Annotated in this window: 17 protein-coding genes; 15 read left to right on the top strand and 2 right to left on the bottom strand. The window is 73.0% G+C overall.

Translation table 11 applies throughout. From position 1 onward, the window contains the following. Positions 1-39 precede the first annotated feature (39 nt). Positions 40-591, top strand: a complete 552-nt coding sequence (locus BSZ37_RS02885; RefSeq protein WP_095509098.1) for a DUF421 domain-containing protein — start codon at positions 40-42, stop codon at positions 589-591. 17 nt (positions 592-608) lie between these two features. Here BSZ37_RS02885 and BSZ37_RS02880 read toward each other — a convergent pair whose 3' ends face one another. Then, a complete protein-coding gene (locus tag BSZ37_RS02880) occupies positions 609-1,097 on the bottom strand; it encodes a helical membrane plugin domain-containing protein (protein ID WP_095509097.1) in 489 nt (162 codons plus the stop codon). Positions 1,098-1,165: 68 nt separating this feature from the next. Continuing rightward, a complete protein-coding gene (gene fdhF / locus BSZ37_RS02875; protein ID WP_095509096.1) occupies positions 1,166-4,273 on the bottom strand; it encodes a formate dehydrogenase subunit alpha in 3,108 nt (1,035 codons plus the stop codon). A 468-nt stretch (positions 4,274-4,741) separates the two neighbouring features. Here fdhF and BSZ37_RS02870 point away from each other — a divergent pair, with 468 nt between their 5' ends. The 14 genes from BSZ37_RS02870 (at position 4,742) to BSZ37_RS02805 (ending at position 18,616) form a co-directional block, all read left to right on the top strand. After that, positions 4,742-8,956 (top strand): hybrid sensor histidine kinase/response regulator transcription factor, encoded by a 4,215-nt coding sequence (locus tag BSZ37_RS02870; protein ID WP_143537543.1) that lies wholly within the window; start codon positions 4,742-4,744, stop codon positions 8,954-8,956. Positions 8,957-9,187: 231 nt separating this feature from the next. Further along, positions 9,188-9,550, top strand: coding sequence for a response regulator (locus tag BSZ37_RS02865; RefSeq protein ID WP_095509094.1), 363 nt, complete (start codon positions 9,188-9,190; stop codon positions 9,548-9,550). A gap of 35 nt (positions 9,551-9,585) precedes the next feature. Beyond that, complete coding sequence (locus tag BSZ37_RS02860) at positions 9,586-10,053, top strand: nuclear transport factor 2 family protein (RefSeq protein WP_095509093.1); 468 nt, start codon at positions 9,586-9,588, stop codon at positions 10,051-10,053. A gap of 32 nt (positions 10,054-10,085) precedes the next feature. Next, on the top strand, positions 10,086-11,180 hold the full coding sequence (locus BSZ37_RS02855) for a nuclear transport factor 2 family protein (RefSeq protein WP_095509092.1): 1,095 nt from the start codon (positions 10,086-10,088) through the stop codon (positions 11,178-11,180). An 82-nt stretch (positions 11,181-11,262) separates the two neighbouring features. Next, on the top strand, positions 11,263-11,709 hold the full coding sequence (locus BSZ37_RS02850; RefSeq protein WP_095509091.1) for a cupin domain-containing protein: 447 nt from the start codon (positions 11,263-11,265) through the stop codon (positions 11,707-11,709). A 41-nt stretch (positions 11,710-11,750) separates the two neighbouring features. Further along, positions 11,751-11,963 carry a hypothetical protein gene (locus BSZ37_RS02845; RefSeq protein ID WP_095509090.1) on the top strand — a complete coding sequence of 71 codons (213 nt, stop codon included), beginning with the start codon at positions 11,751-11,753 and terminating at the stop codon, positions 11,961-11,963. Between the two features lie 100 nt (positions 11,964-12,063). Then, positions 12,064-12,345 carry a hypothetical protein gene (locus BSZ37_RS02840; protein ID WP_095509089.1) on the top strand — a complete coding sequence of 94 codons (282 nt, stop codon included), beginning with the start codon at positions 12,064-12,066 and terminating at the stop codon, positions 12,343-12,345. Positions 12,346-12,466: 121 nt separating this feature from the next. After that, positions 12,467-12,856, top strand: coding sequence for a RidA family protein (locus BSZ37_RS02835; protein ID WP_218830375.1), 390 nt, complete (start codon positions 12,467-12,469; stop codon positions 12,854-12,856). An 81-nt stretch (positions 12,857-12,937) separates the two neighbouring features. Then, positions 12,938-13,855, top strand: coding sequence for an SDR family oxidoreductase (locus tag BSZ37_RS02830; protein WP_095509088.1), 918 nt, complete (start codon positions 12,938-12,940; stop codon positions 13,853-13,855). Next, positions 13,852-15,318: an amino acid permease gene (locus BSZ37_RS02825; protein ID WP_095509087.1), complete on the top strand. Its 1,467-nt coding sequence runs from the start codon at positions 13,852-13,854 to the stop codon at positions 15,316-15,318. Before BSZ37_RS02830 ends, BSZ37_RS02825 begins: the two co-directional genes overlap by 4 nt. A gap of 4 nt (positions 15,319-15,322) precedes the next feature. Then, on the top strand, positions 15,323-16,699 hold the full coding sequence (locus tag BSZ37_RS02820) for an MFS transporter (RefSeq protein ID WP_179299450.1): 1,377 nt from the start codon (positions 15,323-15,325) through the stop codon (positions 16,697-16,699). Next, positions 16,699-17,184: an ester cyclase gene (locus BSZ37_RS02815; protein ID WP_218830374.1), complete on the top strand. Its 486-nt coding sequence runs from the start codon at positions 16,699-16,701 to the stop codon at positions 17,182-17,184. The genes BSZ37_RS02820 and BSZ37_RS02815 overlap by 1 nt, the downstream gene beginning before the upstream one ends. A 35-nt stretch (positions 17,185-17,219) precedes the next feature. Then, the gene (locus BSZ37_RS02810) at positions 17,220-17,702 is read left to right on the top strand and encodes a YybH family protein (protein WP_143537542.1); all 483 of its coding nucleotides are present in this window, start codon (positions 17,220-17,222) and stop codon (positions 17,700-17,702) included. 23 nt (positions 17,703-17,725) lie between these two features. Further along, positions 17,726-18,616, top strand: a complete 891-nt coding sequence (locus BSZ37_RS02805) for an alpha/beta hydrolase (protein ID WP_095509084.1) — start codon at positions 17,726-17,728, stop codon at positions 18,614-18,616. The last annotated feature ends 58 nt before the right edge of the window (positions 18,617-18,674 follow it).

Raw genomic sequence — 18,674 nt, 5'->3', positions numbered from 1 at the left:
ACCGGGCGGGCGTTCACTCCGCTCGCCCCCAACACCCCCATGGACCCAACCACGCCACTCGACTGGCACCGGATGTTCTTCGGCGTCGAGCCGCCCCTGTTCCTGGTCGAGATCGTGATCCGGATCGTCGCGATCTACCTGTTCGCGGCGGTCTTCATGCGTCTCATGGGGAAGCGCGGCCAGCGGTCCCTCTCGCCGTTCGAGACCCTCGTCATCATCGCCCTCGGGTCGGCCGTCGGCGACGGGATGTTCTACCCGGAGGTCCCGATCGTTTACGCGTGGCTCGTGATCGTCTGCGTCGTCCTCCTGGACTGGCTCATCGACGCGCTCCAGCTTCGGTCCCGGTGGACGTTTCTCGCGATGTCGGGCGAGCCGATCCTGCTCGTCCGGGACGGCGAGGTCGTGTCGGGCGGCCTCCGCGCGGCGCGACTCCGGCGGAACGAGCTCATGGGGCTCCTCCGAGAGCAGGAGGTCGCGAACACCGGCGAGGTCCGCTACGCTTTCCTCGAGGAGTCGGGCTACCTCGGCCTCATCCGGTTCCCGGACGGCGAGGCCCGGGAGGGCGAGGCGACGGTGCCGCCCGAGATCTAGCGTCCCTGTTGGGGCGCTCAGGGCCGCGCGCCGTCGCGCCCGTCGTGGGCCGAGTGGACGGGCGGCTGCGGGTCGTGGAGCTGTTTCCCGAGCGTGCCGACGAGCGTGAGCGTCGCGTCGAGCCCGCGCCGCACGTCGGGGTCCCTCAGCTTCGCGAGGACCGACAGCGAGCCCGGCGCGTCGTCCTTCTCGTCGATCCGCCCGCCAGCGGCCTCGAGCGCACGGTCGAGGGCGGCCACGAACCGGTCGAGGCCGTCGGCGTCGATCCGGCCGAGGAGCTTCGCCAGCGTGAGGAGGTTGGCCAGCCCGGCGCGCCCCTCGTCGGTGTTGAGGCCCTTCAACACGACGGCCATCACGTCTTGGAACTGGGCCAGCAGCCCGTTCAGCACGCGGAGCGTGCCCGACTCGTGGAGCGTGTCGAGCAGCCGGCGGAGGTCGTCCTCGGCGGTGAAGGCGTCCTGGCCGGGCGGGGCCGGCGGCGGCGCGTAGGCGAGGGGCTGGGCCATGAACTCGTGTGCGTGGGGCGTCGCGTGTGGGCGGAGAGGCGGAGGCAGGCGGCCCTGCGCTCCACGTCCTACGCCCGCGAAGGGTACCCCACCGGCGGGGCGGGGAGGACGGGCAGCTCGTAGTCCGGCCGGGCCCACTTCCGCTCGACCTCGACGCCGCGTTGGGGCGTGGGATTCCCGTATCGGTGGAAGCCCGGCTTGACCGGCCGGCGGCGGCGCTCGGGCACGGCGCCATCGAGGACCTCCATCTTGACCGCCAGCTCCTTGTAGGCCGGCGTGTGGCTGTCGGGGTCGACGACGTTCGACGTGAGGTAGTTCACGGCGTGCTGCGACGACGACAACGGCATGAACAGCTCGCCGTCGCGGACCTGGTCGCTCACGAGAACCTGCACGCGGACCGCCCCCCGCCGCGACACGAGGCGGACCCAGTCGCCGGTCGCCACCCCGCGCGCCTCGGCGAGTTCGTGGGAGACCTCGACGTAGGTGTCCGGGATGATCGAGTTGAGCCCCGCCGACTTGTGCGTCTGGTTGCCCGTGTGGAAGTGCTCGAGGTTGCGGCCCGAGTTGAGATGGAGGTCGTACTCGTCGTCGGGCTGGTCGCTCGGCTCGGTCCACGCGAGCGGGTACAGGCGGGCCTTGCCCTCCGGCAGGTGGAACTCGTCGGTGTAGAGGAGCGGCGTGTCGGTGCCGTCCTCGGCGACGGGCCAGCAGAGCGACTGGTAGCCGGCGAGCCGGGCGTAGGTCACGCCGGCGAACAGCGGGGTCGTGGCCGCGATCTCGTCCATGATCTCCGACGGGTGCGTGTAGCCCCAGTCGTGGCCGAGCTTGCGGGCGAGGTCGGTCAGGATCTCCCAGTCGGGGCGGGAGTCGCCGAGCGGGTCCATGACCTTGTAGAGCCGCTGGATCCGCCGCTCCGTGTTCGTGAACGTCCCGTCCTTCTCGAGGCTCGGGCTCGCCGCCAGCACCACGTCCGCGAACTCGGCCGACTTCGAGAAAAAGATCTCCTGGACACAGAAGAAGTCGAGCTTCGAGAGCGCGTCCTGCACGTAGTGCGCGTTGGCGTCGACGAGCGCGATCTCCTCGCCCACGAGGAAGAGCGCCTTCAGCGACCCGTCGTGGATCGCGTCGATCATCTCGCGGTTGTCGAGGCCCTTTTCGGTCGAGAGCTCGACGCCCCAGGCGTCCTCGTAGCGCTGGCGGGCCGCGTCGTCCTCGACCTTCTGGTAGCCGGGGAAGAAGGTGTTGATCGAGCCGAAGTCCGAGCAGCCCTGGACGTTGTTGTGGCCGCGGAGCGGGTAGCCGCCCGTGCCCGGCTTCCCGAAGTTGCCGGTCACCAAGAGGAGGTTCGAGATGGCCGTGCTCGTGTCGGAGCCCATCGTGTGTTGCGTCACGCCCATCGCCCAGAGCCCACAGACCGTCCCCGCCTCGGCGACGAGGCGGGCACACTCGACGAGCTGGGCCCGCGGGATGCCGGTCGTCGCTTCCGCGAACTGCAGCGTGAACGGCTCCAGGCTCTCCCGGTAGATCTGCTCGTGGTTGACCCAGCGGTCGAGGAACGCGCGGTCCTCCCAGCCCTGGTCGAAGATGTGCTTGGTGACCGCGCTCAGCCAGATGAGGTCGGTCCCGGGGGTCGGGCGGAGGAAGAGGTCGGCGCGCTGGGCGGTCGTGTGGGCGCGGAGGTCGGCGACGATGTGGGTCTGCCCGCGCTTCTTCTGCGCTGCGCGGAGGTGGGCCGCCAGGACCGGGTGGCTCTGGTCCGTGTTCGAGCCGACGATCAGGACGAGGTCGGCCGCGCGGATGTCGTCCATCGTGCCCGCGTCGCCGCCGTAGCCGACGGTCCGCCAGAGCCCCTGCGTCGCGGGCGCCTGGCAGTAGCGGCTGCAGTTGTCGACGCTGTTCGTGCCGAACACGGCGCGCGCCAGCTTCTGGACGAGGTAGCTCTCCTCGTTCGTCGCCTTGCTCGACGCGATGAAGGCCACCGACTGCGGCCCGTGCTCGTCGGCGATGGCGCGCATTCGGGTCGCGACGGTCTCGAGGGCCTCGTCCCATGACGCCGGCTCGAACGTCTCGGTGCCGTCCGCGGCGGCGCGGCGCACGAGCGGCCCGCGCAGCCGCTCCGGGGCGTTGACGAAGTCCCACCCGAACTTGCCCTTCACGCACGTCGAGATGCCGTTGGCCGGCCCCTCGCCCGTCGGCTCGATCTTGAGGATCCGCCGTTCGCGCGTCCACACGTCGAACGAGCAGCCGACGCCGCAGTAGGTGCAGACGGTCTTCGTCTGCTTCACCGACGCCTCGCGCATCGTGGCCTCGGCGTCCGAGAGCGCGAAGATGGGGCTGTTGCCGACGAACGGCTCGACGGCCTTCACGACGTCGACGGCCGGGTAGAAGACGTCGCTCTGGAGGTTCGTGAAGTGGCCGGCCTGCCCGATCATGGACTTCTCCATGAGCGCGTTGCAGGGGCAGACGGTGACGCAGTGCCCGCAGCTCACGCACGAGCTCTCGCCGGCGAGCGCGCTGGTGCCATCAGGGCGGGCGTCCCACTTTACGCGCGGCACGTCGGCCTCCCAGTCGATCGACAGCGTCTCCGTGACCTGGACCTCCTGGCACGCCTCGACGCACTTGCCGCAGAGGATGCACTGGTCCGGGTCGTACTGGTAGAACGGGTGGCTCGCGTCGACGTCGTACGGCTTCCGCTCGAACGGGTACCGCTGGTGCTCGATGGCGACGTGCTTCGTGGCGTTGTGGACCGGGCAGTCGCCGTTGTTCCGGTCGCAGACCGTGCAGTAGAGGTTGTGGTGGCCGAGGACCCGGTGCATCGCCTCCTCGCGCGCCGACGCGGCCGCCTCGGTCCGCGTCTCGACCACCAGCCCGGCGCGGACGGGCGTCGCGCAGGCCCGGACGCGCCGACCGTCGACCTCGACGACGCACGTGTCGCAGGTCTGGATCGGGCCAAGCTCCGGCTGGAAGCAGACGTGGGGAACGGAGTGGCCGCCGGGCCCGCCCTCGGTGGCCGTCGCCTGCCCGTCGGCCGCGTCGAGGCGATCCAGGAGCGTCGCCAGCCACTCGCCGTCGCGGCCGGTGACGGCTCGGCCGTCGACCGTCAGGGCCACGGGCACGCGGGTGGCGCCGGGGGCGGCGGCGTTGTGGGACTGCGGGCCGAGGCGCGGGAGCTCCATCGAAGGGCGTGTGAAGGGACTGACAGGGTACACGCGCCGGCGGCCCCGCGCTCCGCCCGAGCGCTCGGGACTCGCCTGACATCCTCCGCCTCGAGGACGGTGCCGCCGAGGCCGGGGTGTCAGGAGCCGGCGTCGAGGTCGACGCGGTCCCGGAGGTGGCGGCCGGACCCCCAGCGCTCAGGCGGGCGGCGAAGAACGTGGCCAGAGGCTCTGCCGAGTCTGTGGGGTAAGTCGTTGTGATCCGATGCCGTACGTTCGGGCATGCAGACGTTCGGTACCCTGCGGGCCCGTGGTGCCTTCGACGGACGGCCAGGGAGAGACGTGCGGCTACGGCGACTGAGGGTCGGCAGACGGCCCGCTCACGGACAGGGCGCCGGGGCCGTCGAGACGGATCGGGCCGCCCCTCTGCGTGAGCGGGGAGGCGGCCACGCGTTTCGTTCGGCGGCGGTCGCCCACCTGTTGTTGGCGGTGGCGCTGGCAGCGGGGTGCCAGGCGCCGCGCAGTGACGCTCCACGTCTCCCACGCGCGGCCGAGCCCGAGGCCGAGGCGTCGGTCGATCCGGCGGCGCCCCCCGACGTCGGGCGCACCGACCCCTCCGTCCGGTTCCGCCACCTGACCATCGACGACGGGCTCGCGCAGGGGACCGTCCGCACGGTCATGCAGGACCGTGAGGGCTTCCTCTGGCTCTCGACTCAGGGCGGGCTCCACCGCTACGACGGCCACGCCGTCGTCGTCTACAAGACGACCCCGTTCGACACGACCTCGATCTCTGACAGCTGGGTCAACGCAACCGTCGAGGCGGCCGACGGCGACCTCTGGGTCACGACCCAGCGCGGAGGGCTGAACCGGATGGACCGGACGGCAGGCACCTTCGTCCACTACCGCCACGACCCCGACGACCCCGCCAGCCTCTCGAGCGACAAGACCGTCGACGCGCTCGTGGACCGGCGGGGGGACCTCTGGGTGAGTACGCTCGACGGGGGGCTCAACCGGATGCGGGCGGGCGAGGACGGCCGGTTCACCCGCTTCCGCCACGACCCCGACGACCCGCAGAGCCTCCCGTCCGACGAACTGTACCGCCTGAGCGAGGCGCCCGACGGGCGGATTTGGGCGGGGTCCGCGAACGGCGTCCTCCGCCTCGACCCGGCCACGGGCGCGGTCACGCGGTTCCTGTTCGTCCCGGAGAGCGCGGGGGGGCTGGCGACCCCGTTCTACGTCTACGCGATGTACCACCCGCCCGGCACCTCGGGGATCGTCTGGCTGGCGACCGGCAACGGCCTCGTCCGGCTCGACAGCGAGACCGGAGCGTTCCAGCGGTACGTGCTCGTCCCGAACGAGGGGGCGCCGAACTCGCGCAACACCCTGCGCTCGGTCATCCCGGACCCCGAGGCCCCCGGCGTGCTATGGGTGTCGGGGATGGGCACCGGCATCGCCCGGTTCGACGTGCGCGCCGAGGCGTTCACGCGCTACCGCCACGACCCGGTCGACGCGTACAGCCTGGCCGAGAACTCCGTCTTTACCGTCGCCTCCGATCGCTCCGGGACGATGTGGGTGGGGTACGCGTCGCAGGGCGTCAGCGCGTTCAACACAGGATCGGCCTACCTCTCTCACCTCCGGCACGACCCCCGCGACGACCAGAGCCTCGCGCCCGGCATCGTGTGGGGGATCTACGAGGACCGCGAGGGCACGCTCTGGGTGAACACCGACGTGGGCGAGCTCGAGTTCTACCTCACGCGGGTCGACGCGGGGGGGCGGGTGGTCCGGTACCGGCACGACCCCACCGACCCCACCGCGCTGTACCCGGGCGTGAACCGGTCCTTCGCCGAGGACCCGGACGGGCGGCTGTGGATCGCGGAGGAGCGGGGGGTCAGCCGGTTCGACCGGGCCACCGGGCGTGTGACCCGCTTTCTCCAGCCGGAGCGCTCGCCCGCCGACCGACGCCGCAACGACGTCTACGCGCTGCTGCCGACGGCGGCCGACGGGCACGTGTTCTGGGTCGGGTCGGTCGGGGGGCTCGACCGCTTCGACACACGGACGGGCCAGTTCTCACGGGTCCCACTCCGGCTCGGCGCTGCGGGCGAGGCCCCGAACGTGGAGGTCCTGCATGAGAGCCCCGACGGGACGCTTTGGGCCGGGACGACGGACGGCCTCGTCCGCCTGGCACCGTCGAGCGTCGCCGAGATCGCGTCGGCCTACGACTCGAGCGACCCGACGACGATCAGCAGCAACCTCATCTTGGACATCGCCGAACGGCCCGAGGAGCCGGGCGTCCTCTGGCTGGCCACGCGCGGCGGGGGGCTCAACCGCTACGACGCCCGCGCCGGCACGGCCCGCCTGTTCACGACCGACGACGGCCTGCCGAGCGACGTGGTCTACGGCCTCCTGCAGGACGAGCGGGGCGTGCTCTGGATGAGCACGGACCATGGGATCGCGGCGTTCGACCCCACCACAGAGACGTTCCGGCGCTACGGGCTCGGCGACGGGCTCATCGCGCTCGAGTACAACACGCACGGGTTCACCATGGGGCGCGACGGCGTGCTCCACTTCGGGAGCGGCATGGGCGTGACGTCCTTCCGGCCCGAGCGGCTCCAGATCAACCGGATCCCGCCGCAGGTCGCGCTGACGGGCCTCCGGGTGTTCAACGAGCCCGTCGGGGGGCCGAGCTCGCCACTGCGGCGGTCGCTTTCCGAGACGGAAACGATCCGGCTGGCGCACGATCAGAACCAGGTGACGTTCGAGTTCGCCGCGCTCCACTTCAAGGAGCCCGACGCGAACCGCTACGCCTACCGCCTCGAGGGCCTCGACGAACGCTGGATCGACGGCGGGGCGCAGCCGTCGGCGACGTACACGAACGTCCCGCCGGGCCGGTACACCTTCCGGGTAAGGGCGGCCAACAGCGACGGCGTCTGGAACGAGGAGGGGGCCTCGGTGGGGCTGGTCGTCGCCCCGCCGTGGTGGCGGACGTGGTGGGCGTACGCCGGGTACCTGGCCCTCGGTCTGGGCGGCGCGATGCTCGCCGTCCGGGACCGCCGCCGGCGGGTGGCGCTCCGGCACCGGCTGGAGCTCGAGCACGTCGAGGCCCAGACGCTCCGCGAGCTGGACCGGGCCAAAAGCCGGTTCTTCGCGAACGTCAGCCACGAGTTCCGGACGCCGCTCACGCTCACGCTCGGCCCGCTCGACGACGTGCTCGCCGGCGAGTACGGGCCGGTCCCAGACGAGGTGGCCGACCCGCTCGGGTTGGCGCGGCGCTCGGCCCATCGGGTCCTCGACCTCATCAACCAGATCCTCGATGTGGCGCGGCTGGAGGCCGGGAGCGCGCCGCTCCGGGCGCGCCGCCTCGACCTCCGGGCCTTCGTCGAGGCCCAGGTCGAGGCGTTCACGCCGCTCGCCACCCACCGACGGGTCGCCGTCGACGTGGCCACGCCCGAGGCGCCGGTCCCGGTCTGGGCCGACCCCGCCCACCTCGGGACGGTCCTCGCCAACCTCCTCTCGAACGCCTTCAAGTTCACGCCCGCCGGCGGCACCGTCCGCGTCGTGCTCGAGGTCGATGGCGGAGCGGCCCGCGTGACGGTCCGCGACACCGGCCCGGGGATCGCCGAGGCCGACCTCCCCCACGTGTTCGACCGGTTCTACCAGGCCGATGGGGGGGGCGGCCAGCCGCTCGGGTCGGGCATCGGGCTGGCGCTCGCGCACGAGCTGGCGGCGCTCCACGGCGGGACGCTCACGGTCGAGAGCGCGGTCGGCGAGGGGAGCGCGTTCACGCTGTCGCTCCTGCTCGGCCGGGACCACCTCACGCCGGAGCAGGTCGACGACCAGCCGTGGGAGGGCGGGGCCGTCGTGCCGGTCCCCGAGCCCGACGTCGAGCCGGATCCGGCGCCGCTCGCGCACTCGGACGACGAGGACGTGACGACGGTCCTCGTGGCCGACGACCAGCCCGAGATCCGGGCCTTCGTCCGCCGCCACCTCGAAGGGGCCGGCTACCGCGTCGTCGAGGCCGCCGACGGCGAGGAGGCCCTCGACCGCGCCCGCCAGCGGCTCCCCGACCTCGTGGTGAGCGACGTGATGATGCCGCGGCTCGACGGGCTCGGCCTCTGCCGCGCGCTCCGGTCGGACCCCGAGACCGACTTCGTCCCGATCCTCCTCCTCACGGCCCGGGCCGCGCCCCAGGACCGCCTCGACGGGCTGGCGGAGCTCTGCGACGACTACCTCACCAAGCCGTTCGACGTCCGCGAGCTGGTCGCGCGTGCCGACAACCTCATCGCGCTGCGACGGCGCCTGCGCGATCGGTTCGAGGGGGCCTCGGGCGACGGGGTCGCCGGCGACGGGGCCGCCGGCGGCCCCCCGCCCATCGAGTCGGCCGAGGACGCGTTCGTGGCGTCGGTCCGCGAGGCCATCGAGGCCCGCCTCAGCGACGAGACGTTCAGCGTCAGCGCCCTCGCCGAGGCCGTCGGGCTCAGCCGGAGCCACCTCCTCCGCCGGACGACGGAGCTGATGGGCACGACGCCGAGCGACCTCCTCCGGACAGCCCGGCTCGACCGGGCGGCCGACCTTCTGGCGGCCCGCGCCGGGACCGTCAGCGAGGTGGCCTACGGCGTCGGGTTCAAGAGCGTGGCCCACTTCTCGAACGCGTTCCTCGACCACACCGGCTCACGGCCGTCGGCCTACGCCGAGGCCACCCGGTAGCCGGGGCGCGCCCGAGGGGGCGCCGTTGCGTCGACGTTGCGCGCTGTTGCGTCAGCGTCGCATGCGCCCCAGGCGCAACAAGTGGGGCCCTGACCGCAACGGCGGGGGAGGGCGGCCGGCCCAGGTTCCCGTCGGTCGCCACCCGGCCCGTCGCACGCTGCGGCGGACGCCGGGACGGGCGGGGGCGCTGTGGTGGGCGCCCCCCGCCCAGGCGCCACAGCCCCGCCACCCATGGCCGACGCTCTCATGCCCCACGTACTCATCGCCGACGACGACCGGGAGATGCGGGCCTACATCCGCCACGGCCTCCGCGGCTCCGCCCGCGTCGTGGAGGTCGCCGACGGGGCCGAGGCGCTGGCCGTCGCGCTCGCCACCACGCCGGACCTCGTGATCGCCGACGTCCGGATGCCGGGCCTCGACGGCTACGCGCTCTGCGCCGCCCTCCACGCCGACGCCGCGACGCACGGGGTGCCCGTCCTCCTCGTCAGCGGGGAGCCGCGCCGGGCCGCGGCCTGCGCCGACGGCTTCCTCGCCAAGCCCTTTAACGCCGCCCGGCTCCGGGAGGCCGTCGCGCTCTTGCTCGATCGCCCCTAACCCGCTGCCGCGGCCGCCCCCCGACCCTTGTGACCATGACTCGCCTTCTCGCCCTCCTGCTGCTCCTCGCGCTGGCCCCGGCGGCCTCGGCCCAGCGCTCGACCGCCCCGGCGGCCCCCGACGCCGTGGCCCAGATCTACGCCGACCTCGCCCGGGGCGACGTCGAGGCTGTCGTGGCCGTGCTGGACCCGCACGTGGTGTGGGTGGAGGGGCCCCACAGCCTCCAGGTCGGGCGGCACGTGGGCTCCGGCACCGTGGCGGCGCGCGTGCTCCGCCCGCAGGTCGGCGCTCCCGCCTTCGTCCCTGACATGATCACGGTCGAGGGCGACCGCGTCGTCGCCGTGGGCACGCGCCGCCGGACCCACCCGGCGACGGGCCAGCTCATCACCACCCGGTTCCGGCACGAATGGCGGCTCGCGGACGGCCGGGTGACCGGCGTCGACCGCGCCGACGACGGGCCCGACCTCTCGGCCGCCGCCCTCTGCGGCGCTGAGCCCTGCTGACGTCTCCCCCTTTCCCCAACCTCCCTACGGCCATGACACGGTTCCTGCCCCTCCTCGCCCTGCTCCTCACGGCCTCGCTGGCCCATGCGCAGCACGTCCCCGTGACGACGGCCTCCGACGCCGCCCGCGACCACTACGCGCTCGCCCTGACACAAGTCTCGTACGTCGACTTCGACGCAGCCCGCGCGCACCTCGATGCCGCGATCGAGGCCGATCCCCAGTTCGCGCTCGCCCACATCTACCGCGCGTGGCTCTCCCCGGCGGCCGAGGGCGCCGAGCACCTCCGCCACGCTCAGGCGGCGCGCGTCTCCGACGCCGAGCGCCAGATGGTGGAGGCCTACGCGGCCCACCACGACGGCGACCACGACCGCGAGATCGAGATCATGAGGGCCCTCCACGAGGAGCACCCCGACGACGGCGACGTGGCGACGTGGCTCGGCAACGAGTTCTACTTCAACGACCGCTACGACGAGGCCGCCGCCGTCCTCCGACGCGCCCTCGAGGCCGACCCGTCCAACGCCGGCGCGCTCAACATGCTCGGTTATACGCTCAAGGAGGCCGGCGACGCCGACGGGGCCGAGCGGGTCTTCCTCGAGCACATCCGCGTAGCGCCCGACGAAGGCAACCCGTACGACTCCTACGGCGAGTTCCTCCTCGATGAGGGGCGGCTCGATGAGGCCGAGGTCCAGTTCACCAAGGCCCTCGCCCGCGACCCGGACCTGACCGCGAGCGCGGACCATCTCGTCCGGATCGCGATGGAGCGGAGCGACCTGCGCTTCGAGCAGGCCGTCGCCGGCGGCGACGCCGACGCCATCGCGGCGCTCTATACCGAGAACGCCATGGTCATGCCCCCGGGCGCGCCGCCCGTCCAGGGCCGCGACGCCATCCGCGACCACTTCGCCGGGGTCCTGGCCGCGGGCATCGATGGCCTGGACGTCCAGACGGCCGAGGTCGCCCGCTTCGGGAACACGGCCATCCGGCGTTCCGACATCGTCCTCAGCGCCGGCGGCCAGGTCGTGGACCGCGCCAAGGCGCTCGAGGTGTGGCGCCTCGTGGGCGGGGAGTGGCTCTACGCCCGCGACATGTACAGCTCGAACGGCGAGGCCGCGACCGCCGACGCCAACTGATCGGCCCCCCGCTGGCGGGGCGACTCGCCAGCGGGCCCTGCCGGGCACCGTCCTCCGCTGCCCCCAACTCCGAGGCTCCTCCATGGCTCCCTGCTCCGTACTCCTCGCCCTCGCCGTCTTCGCGCTCGCCCCCGTCGCCAGCGCCCAGAACCAAGACGCCCGGGCCCTGCCCTACCAGACCGGCGACCCGGCCGATTGGCCCCCCGACCTCGACGCCGTGCTCGCGGCCCCCCTGAACCACACGGTGCTCATGGAGACCGACCGCGTCCGCGTGCTGGAGGTCACGCTCGCACCTGGCGAGGTGGAGCCCCTGCACCACCACCGCTGGCCGAGCGTGCTCTACATCACGGAGATGGGCCACTTCATCGACCGCGACATGGACGGCCAGGTCATCGCCGACACCCGCCAGATAGAGGGGCCCCTGCCGTTGCCGCTCACGATGTGGAAGGACGCGGAGGCCCCCCACTCCGTCGAGAACCTCAGCGACACCGTGACGATCCGGCTCCTCAGGGTCGAGATCAAGCCGTAGCGGCGCCGGCTTCGCCTGTCTCCACCGCTCTCCTTTGGATCATGACCGCCGCTCGCCCCGCCCGACGCCTTCCCCCGGCGACGGGCCTCCCCGAGCCGGCCGGCCCCGCGACCCCATGGGGCTCCGACGGGGCGGAGGCGGCCGCCCGGCGCCCGGCTCCGCTCGACGGCGGGGCGCTCCCGACGGGGGCCTACCTCGTCCGGCTGACGACGGGCGCGCAGACGGCCGCGGAGCGGCTCACGCTGCTCGGCTAGCGGTCGGGCCTGGGGTCCCCTCTGTTGAGGCGGGGCCCCGACGGTCGGCCGGGATCCGGCCTGCCACTTTCCATCCACCTACTCCCCTACGAGGACCATCATGGCAACACTCATCGCATTTCACGAGGTCGAGGACGGCGACCACTGGGCCGAGGCATGGCACGGCGGGGCCGGCAGCCGGCAGGAGATGTTCGGCCAGATCGGCGCGACGGCCCGCATCTTCCGAGACCCCGAGCGCCCCAACCTGACGGGGGTCCTCCTGGAGGTGCCGGACGTGGACCGGTTCCAGGCCTTCATGGCCACGGACGAGGTCGCGCAGGCCATGAAAGAGGACCGGCTGAAGGTCGAGACCGTGCGGGTCCTGAGCGAGGTCGCGCCGTAGCGCGCCGGAACCCGGCGTGCGCGCCGCCCGGCGCCGCCCGGGCCGCTGGCGGACGCCGCCGGCGATGCCAGCGGGTCCCGCTCCCGGCTCCTTCCCCCTAACCCACTACCGAGGCACCCTTATGGGCACTCCCGACTACTTCCACCTCCGACCGGAGATCGAGCAGGCGTACGGCTACACGCACGCCATCAAGGTCGGCGACGACATCAAAATCTCCGGCGCGGTCAGCATGGACGACGAGGGGAATCCGACGGCCGTCGGGGACCTCGCGCAGCAGATGAGGAACGTCTACGACGACCTCCGCCGGGTCTTGGAGCACTACGGCTGCACGTTCGACGACGTGATCGTCGAGAACGTGTTCACGACGGACATGGCCGGGTTCCTCGAGGCGGCCGAGTACCGAGGCACGATCTACACGACGCGGTTCCCGACCGGGAGCTGGCTGGAGGTGAAGGGGCTGGCCCTGCCCGAGCTCCTGATCGAGATCGAGCTCGAGGCCCACAAGCCCTGACCGCACGGATCGGTCTACCGCCGCCCGCTGGCGCGGGCCGCCCGCGGGGCGGTCCCCACCCTCACCGACACGCCCAGACCCATGACCCAGACCCTCGTTGTCACCGGCTGCAGCTCCGGCTTCGGCTACGACCTCGCGCAGGCCCTCGCTCGCGACGGGCACCGCGTGTACGCCACCATGCGGGCGCCCGACGGCAAGAACGCGGAGCCCGCGCGCGCGCTCCGCGACCTCGCCGAGGCGGACGCCCTCGACCTCCGCGTGCTCGACCTCGACGTGACCTCGTCCGCCTCGGTGAGCGCCGCCGCCCAGGCCGTGGCCGACGAATCTGGCGCGCCCGACGTCGTCGTCAACAACGCCGGGCAGATGTTCGGCGGGATCACCGAGGCGTTCACGGCCGACGAGTTCGCTCGCCAGCTCGACGTCAACGTCGTCGGCGTCCACCGCGTCCTCCGGGCGTTCTTGCCCGCGATGCGGGAGGCCGGCCGCGGCCTCGTGGTGAACGTGAGTTCGACCGCCGGGCGCTGCACGCTCCCCTTCTTCGGCGTCTACCACGCCAGCAAGTGGGCGCTCGAGGGCTACACCGGGGCGCTCCGGGTCGAGCTCGCCCAGACGGGCGTGGACGCGGTGATCGTCGAGCCGGGGCCGTTCACGACGAGCCTGTTCCCGTCGATGACGGCGCCGGCAGACGCGGACGGACGCGCGGCGACGTACCCGGACACGGTGGCCGGCGCCTTCGGCGCGATGGGCGCCGAGTTCCAGGCGATGCTCGCCCGTCCCGACACCCCGACCGACCCCGCCCTCGTGGTGGAGGCCGTGACCGAGCTCCTCGCGATGGCCCCGGGTACGCGCCCGTTCCGGACCGTCGTCGGGCTCGACTTCGGCGTCCGCGCCCGGAATGAGAGCGACGCGCCGCACGACGCGGCGTTGGCGGAGGCGTTCGGGATGACCGAGCTCGCCACGCTGGCGACGCACGTGAGCGATCTCCAGGAGGCCCGATGAAGGCGCCGGCACCAGACGCCACCCTCACGCGCGGGCTGACGCTCGTCCCCACGGCGGCCATCGTCATCGCCGTCGTCATCGGGACGGGCGTCTTCGTCAAGGCCCGCGTGATGACGTGCAACGTCGGCTCGCCGGGCGCGGTGCTGGCCGTCTATGGCCTCGCGGGCGCGCTCACGTTGTTCGGCGCGCTCGCCTACGCCGAGCTGGCGACGATGATGCCCCGCGCGGGCGGGGCCTACAACTACCTCGGCGCCGCCTTCGGGCGGCGATGGGCGTTCCTCTACGGTTGGATGGAGACGTTCGTCGGGAACGGCGCGGGCCTCGCGGCCCTCGCGATCCTGTTCGTCGTCTTCCTGAACGACCTCGTCGGCGGAGCGCTCGCGCCCTGGGCGGTCCGGCTGCTCCCGCTGGCGGTGCTCGGGGTCGTCGTCGCGCTCAACCTCACCTCGGTCCGTGCGTCGGGGCGCATGGCCACGGTCTTGACGGCGGCGAAGGTGGCCCTCGTGCTCGGCATCGGCATGGGGGCGTTCTGGCTGGGCGACGGGTCGTGGGCCCACTTCGGGCAGACGGGCGCAGCGGCAGCGTGCGCCGACGTGCCGTCGCGTGCGCGGTTCGGCGTGGCCGGGTTCGGCGCCGCCATGATCGGGGCGTTGTGGAGCTACAACGGCTGGCAGTACATGGTCGGCGTGGCCGGTGAGGTCCGGCGACCGTCGTGGACGCTCCCACGCGCCCTCGTCGGCGCGACCGTGCTCATCGTGGCGCTCTACGTGCTCATCAACGCGGCCTACTTCTACGTGCTGCCACCCGAGGCCGTCGCCGCCGTGTCGCCGGCGTCGTCGGTGGCCCGCGAGGTGGCCGTGCGGTTCCTCGGGGCCGGGGCGGCCTCGGCGATGGCCGCCGGGCTGGTCATGTCGTCGTTCGGGACGCTCTACACATCGGTCCTCACGACCTCCCGCATCCCCTTCGCGATGGCCGCCGACGGGCTCCTGCCCGCCCCCCTCGCGCGGATCTCGCCGCGCACGCGCGTTCCGCGCAACGCGGTTCTGCTGGCCGGGGCGCTGGGGGTCGTGTTCGCGGCCTCGGGCACGTTCGAGATCCTGAGCGACCTGTTCGTCTTCGCCACGCTCCTGTTCCAGGGGCTGACCGTCGGGGCCCTGTTCGTGCTCCGCCGCCAGCGGCCCGAGGCGGAGCGGCCCGTCCGCACGTGGGGCTACCCGGTTGTGCCCGCGCTGTACCTCCTGGCGGTCGGGTTCCTGCTCGTCAACACGCTCGTCGCGACGCCGGGGCGGGCGCTCGCGGGGCTGGGGCTGATCGCCCTCGGCCTGCCGGTCTACGCCCACTACGCCCATCGTCTCCCGCCCGATGACCCGGCCGACTGGCTGGGCGACGAACCGGCCGCCGACGAGCCCCAGGCGGTGGCCCCCCACCCGCGCGCCGTCCCCGATCCAGAACCCGTGCTCTGACCCTATGCCGACGCTCCCCTCCCTCTCCGCCAGCCGTCCGCTCCGCCTGACGACCGTCACCGCGATGTACGTCGCGCAGGGCATCCAGATCGGGCTGATCATCACGGCGTTCCCGGCCTACCTGGCCGCCCAGGGCGTCGCGCCCGCCGTCATCGGCGGGTGGGTGAGCGTCTCGGTCTTGCCGTGGACGCTCAAGCTGGTCTACGCGCCGGTCATGGAGCGGTACACGGTCCTCGCGATGGGGCGGCGGCGGCCCTGGATGCTCGCGGGGACCACGGGCGGCGCGCTCGGCTACGCCGCGATGGCCCTCGTGCCCGACCCGCTCGCCCACCTCGGCCTGCTCACGGCGATGATGGTCGCCGGGAGCCTCTTCCTCGCCCTCCAGGACATCGCGACCGACGCGCTGGTGGTCGACGTGGTGCCGCTCGACGAGCAGGGCCGGGCGAATGGGCTGATGTGGGGCGGGAAAGTCCTCGGGACGGCGGCGACGGCGACCGTCGCGTCCTGGCTGTTCGGGCGGGTCGGGGTCTCGGCCACGTTCGCGCTGGCGGGGGGCGCGACACTCGCGTTCGTGCTGTTGCCACTACTGCTCCGCGAGCGGCCCGGCGAGCGGCTGCTGCCGTGGACGGCGGGCAAGGCGTCGGCGGTCGCGGAGGCCCTCCAGCCCGACGGGTGGGGTGAGATCGGGCGGGGCCTCCGCCGGGTCGTCGTCTTCCCGGCCGTCCTGCTCGCCGCGGCGCTGGGGTTCGTCCTCCAGCTCAGCGAGGGCCTCTTCGACGCCTACGGCCCCGTGTTCACCGTACAGCACCTCGGCTGGGCCGACGCGGCGTTCTCGAACGCGATGGCCGTCGCCAAGCTTGTGGGGGGCGTCGTCGGGATGGTCGGCGGCGGACTGCTCGTGCGGCGGCTCGGGTGGACGGGCGCGGTCGGGGGCGCGTTGCTCACCCTCGCCGCCGTCGGCGTCGGGATGGGGCTCGCGCCGGCGCTCTGGGGGACGGCGCTCGTGGTGCAGGGGTACCTGTTGCTCGCGGTCACGGCCCAGACGCTCGCCACCATCGCGTTTTTCGCGACGTGCATGGCGCTGTGCTGGCGGCCTGTCGCGGCGGTCCAGTTCGCCCTCTTCATGGCCGTCGCGAACGTCGGGTACATCTCGGGATCGGGGGCGATGGGACTGCTCGTGGCGACGCTCTCTCCCGCGCAGGTGTTCTTCGCGCTGGCGGCCGTCCCGATCGCAGGCGCCACCCTGCTCCTGCGCCTGGACGTGGCGGCCCACGTGGCGCGCCTGGCCGCGCTCGACCGCGCGTACGTGCCGGACGTGCTCGACGCCATGCCCGAGCCGTCGCGGCCGCCGGCCCCCCTCGAACCCGCCGAGGTGCTCTGATGACCCCACGCGCCCTCACCCACGCCCTCGCCGCACTGGCGCTCGCCCTCGGCGGGTGCGCGTCCGGCCCCGCCTCGTCTGCCATGCCCGACGACCTCCAGGACTTCGCGGCCCGCTACAGCGCCGCGTGGTCCAGTCAGGACCCCGCCCGCGTCGCCTCGTTCTACGCGGAGGGGGGCCGGCTCGTCATCAACGACGGCGAGCCGTCGGTCGGCCGGGAGGCCATCACCGAGGCCGCGCGCGGCTTCATGGTCGCCTTCCCCGACATGGTGGTCGCGCTCGACTCGCTCCACCAGGGGGCCGCGGGCGTCGAGTACCACTGGACGCTCACCGGCACGAATACGGGCCCCGGCGGCACCGGGCGGGCGGTCCGGATCAGCGGGTTCGAGACGTGGACGCGCTGGGACGGCGGCCGCATCGCCGAGTCGGTGGGCCGCTTCGACGCCGACGACTACCGCCGCCAGCTCGACGGCGACGCGCGATGAGCGGCCCCCGGTCCCTCCCCACACCCGACAGACTCATGATCTCCCGCTCCGCCTCCATCGTCCTGCTGGCGCTTGCTCTGGCCCTCACCCTCGGCGCCTGCCAGCCCGACCCGCAGACGAATGCGGAGGCCGTCGCCGTGGACCTCGCGGCCGAGCGGGAGGCGGTGATGGCCCCGGAGCGGGAGTCGTCGGCGATGTACGGTCGGGGCGACGTGGACGGCATCGCCGCCCTCCTGGCCGACGAGTCGGTCCTCCCGGCCCCGGTCCGCCCCCCGACCGTCGGGCGCGATAGCGTGGTCGCCGCGACCCGCGCGCTCCTCGCCGCCGAGGCGGCCGACGGCGTGTCGGTCTCGTGGGAGCCCGTGGACGCCGTCGTGTCTCCGTCCGGGGACATGGCCTTCGACTGGGGCCGGGCGGCGACGACGCTGGCCGACGGCTCCGTCGTCGAGGGGTCCTACCTCGTCGTGTGGACGAGGGAGGACGGCGAGTGGAAAGTGGCGGCCGACCTGTTCAACTGACCCTCCCTCCAACCCCCCCTGCTATGACCTGTCGCCTCCTCATTCTCGCCCTGCTGGCGGTGTCCGCGAGCGCCCAGCCGATGGCCGACGCCCAGCCGATGGCCGACGCGCCCCCCGTCACCCTCCTCGGGACGCACCAGCACGACCTCATCTCGGCCGTCAACGGACACCCGTATCGGCTAACCATTGCCCCGCCCCATGGCTACGCGGCCGACGACACGACGCGTTACCCGGTCCTCTACATCCTCGACGGCCGCCTCACCTTCCCCGCGGCGGTCATGGCTCGGGAGTTCATGGACATCTACGGCGCGCTGGACGAGGTCGTCCTCGTCGGGGTCCATAGCGGAGAGGAGACCTTCGACGGGCGGCTCACGAACCGCTGGCGGGACTACACCCCGTCGGTGAGCCTGGCGACCGACTCGACGGTCGCGGCCCAGTTCGGGCAGGACCCGGAGGCCGTCGTCTCCGGGGGAGGCCCGGACTTTCTCCGCGTCCTCCGCGAGGAGGTGATCCCGTTCGTCGACGGGGCCTACCGGACCTCCGGCGACCGGGGCCTCATGGGGCAGTCGCTGGGTGGCCTGTTCGCGACCTATGCGCTCTTCGAGGCGCCCGGCCTGTTCCAGCGCGTCGGCATCAACAGCCCCTCGCTGTGGTGGAACGGCGGCGAGGTGTTCGCGACGGCGGCGGCGTTCGCTGAGGCCAACGCGGCGCCGGCCCACGTCTTCCTCTCGGTGGGAGGGGAGGAGGGGCGCTTGATGGTGCCCTCAGTGGAACAGCTCGCCATGGCGCTCCGGACCCGGGGCTACGACGGGGTGACCGTCGACGCCGTCGTGTTCGCCGACGAGACGCACACCTCCGTCGTCCCGGCCCAGGTGTCCCGGACGCTCCGCACGCTCTACGGCCGCAGCGACTGACGCTCCCGCCCCCGACAACCCGCCAGCGCCTTCCGCCAGCGGGACCGACGCTCTCCCC

The organism is Rubrivirga marina, from assembly GCF_002283365.1.
Classification (GTDB): Bacteria; Bacteroidota; Rhodothermia; order Rhodothermales; family Rubricoccaceae; genus Rubrivirga; species Rubrivirga marina.
This window is presented reverse-complemented; position numbering and strand designations above follow the sequence as displayed.

Bases quoted from the DNA above. Each gene is read 5' to 3' on its own strand.
- BSZ37_RS02885 (WP_095509098.1), top strand. From the start codon at position 40: ATGGACCCAACCACGCCACTCGACTGGCACCGGATGTTCTTCGGCGTC.
- BSZ37_RS02880 (WP_095509097.1), bottom strand. From the start codon at position 1,097: ATGGCCCAGCCCCTCGCCTACGCGCCGCCGCCGGCCCCGCCCGGCCAG.
- fdhF (WP_095509096.1), bottom strand. From the start codon at position 4,273: ATGGAGCTCCCGCGCCTCGGCCCGCAGTCCCACAACGCCGCCGCCCCC.
- BSZ37_RS02865 (WP_095509094.1), top strand. From the start codon at position 9,188: ATGGCCGACGCTCTCATGCCCCACGTACTCATCGCCGACGACGACCGG.
- BSZ37_RS02860 (WP_095509093.1), top strand. From the start codon at position 9,586: ATGACTCGCCTTCTCGCCCTCCTGCTGCTCCTCGCGCTGGCCCCGGCG.
- BSZ37_RS02855 (WP_095509092.1), top strand. From the start codon at position 10,086: ATGACACGGTTCCTGCCCCTCCTCGCCCTGCTCCTCACGGCCTCGCTG.
- BSZ37_RS02850 (WP_095509091.1), top strand. From the start codon at position 11,263: ATGGCTCCCTGCTCCGTACTCCTCGCCCTCGCCGTCTTCGCGCTCGCC.
- BSZ37_RS02845 (WP_095509090.1), top strand. From the start codon at position 11,751: ATGACCGCCGCTCGCCCCGCCCGACGCCTTCCCCCGGCGACGGGCCTC.
- BSZ37_RS02840 (WP_095509089.1), top strand. From the start codon at position 12,064: ATGGCAACACTCATCGCATTTCACGAGGTCGAGGACGGCGACCACTGG.
- BSZ37_RS02835 (WP_218830375.1), top strand. From the start codon at position 12,467: ATGGGCACTCCCGACTACTTCCACCTCCGACCGGAGATCGAGCAGGCG.
- BSZ37_RS02830 (WP_095509088.1), top strand. From the start codon at position 12,938: ATGACCCAGACCCTCGTTGTCACCGGCTGCAGCTCCGGCTTCGGCTAC.
- BSZ37_RS02825 (WP_095509087.1), top strand. From the start codon at position 13,852: ATGAAGGCGCCGGCACCAGACGCCACCCTCACGCGCGGGCTGACGCTC.
- BSZ37_RS02820 (WP_179299450.1), top strand. From the start codon at position 15,323: ATGCCGACGCTCCCCTCCCTCTCCGCCAGCCGTCCGCTCCGCCTGACG.
- BSZ37_RS02815 (WP_218830374.1), top strand. From the start codon at position 16,699: ATGACCCCACGCGCCCTCACCCACGCCCTCGCCGCACTGGCGCTCGCC.
- BSZ37_RS02810 (WP_143537542.1), top strand. From the start codon at position 17,220: ATGATCTCCCGCTCCGCCTCCATCGTCCTGCTGGCGCTTGCTCTGGCC.
- BSZ37_RS02805 (WP_095509084.1), top strand. From the start codon at position 17,726: ATGACCTGTCGCCTCCTCATTCTCGCCCTGCTGGCGGTGTCCGCGAGC.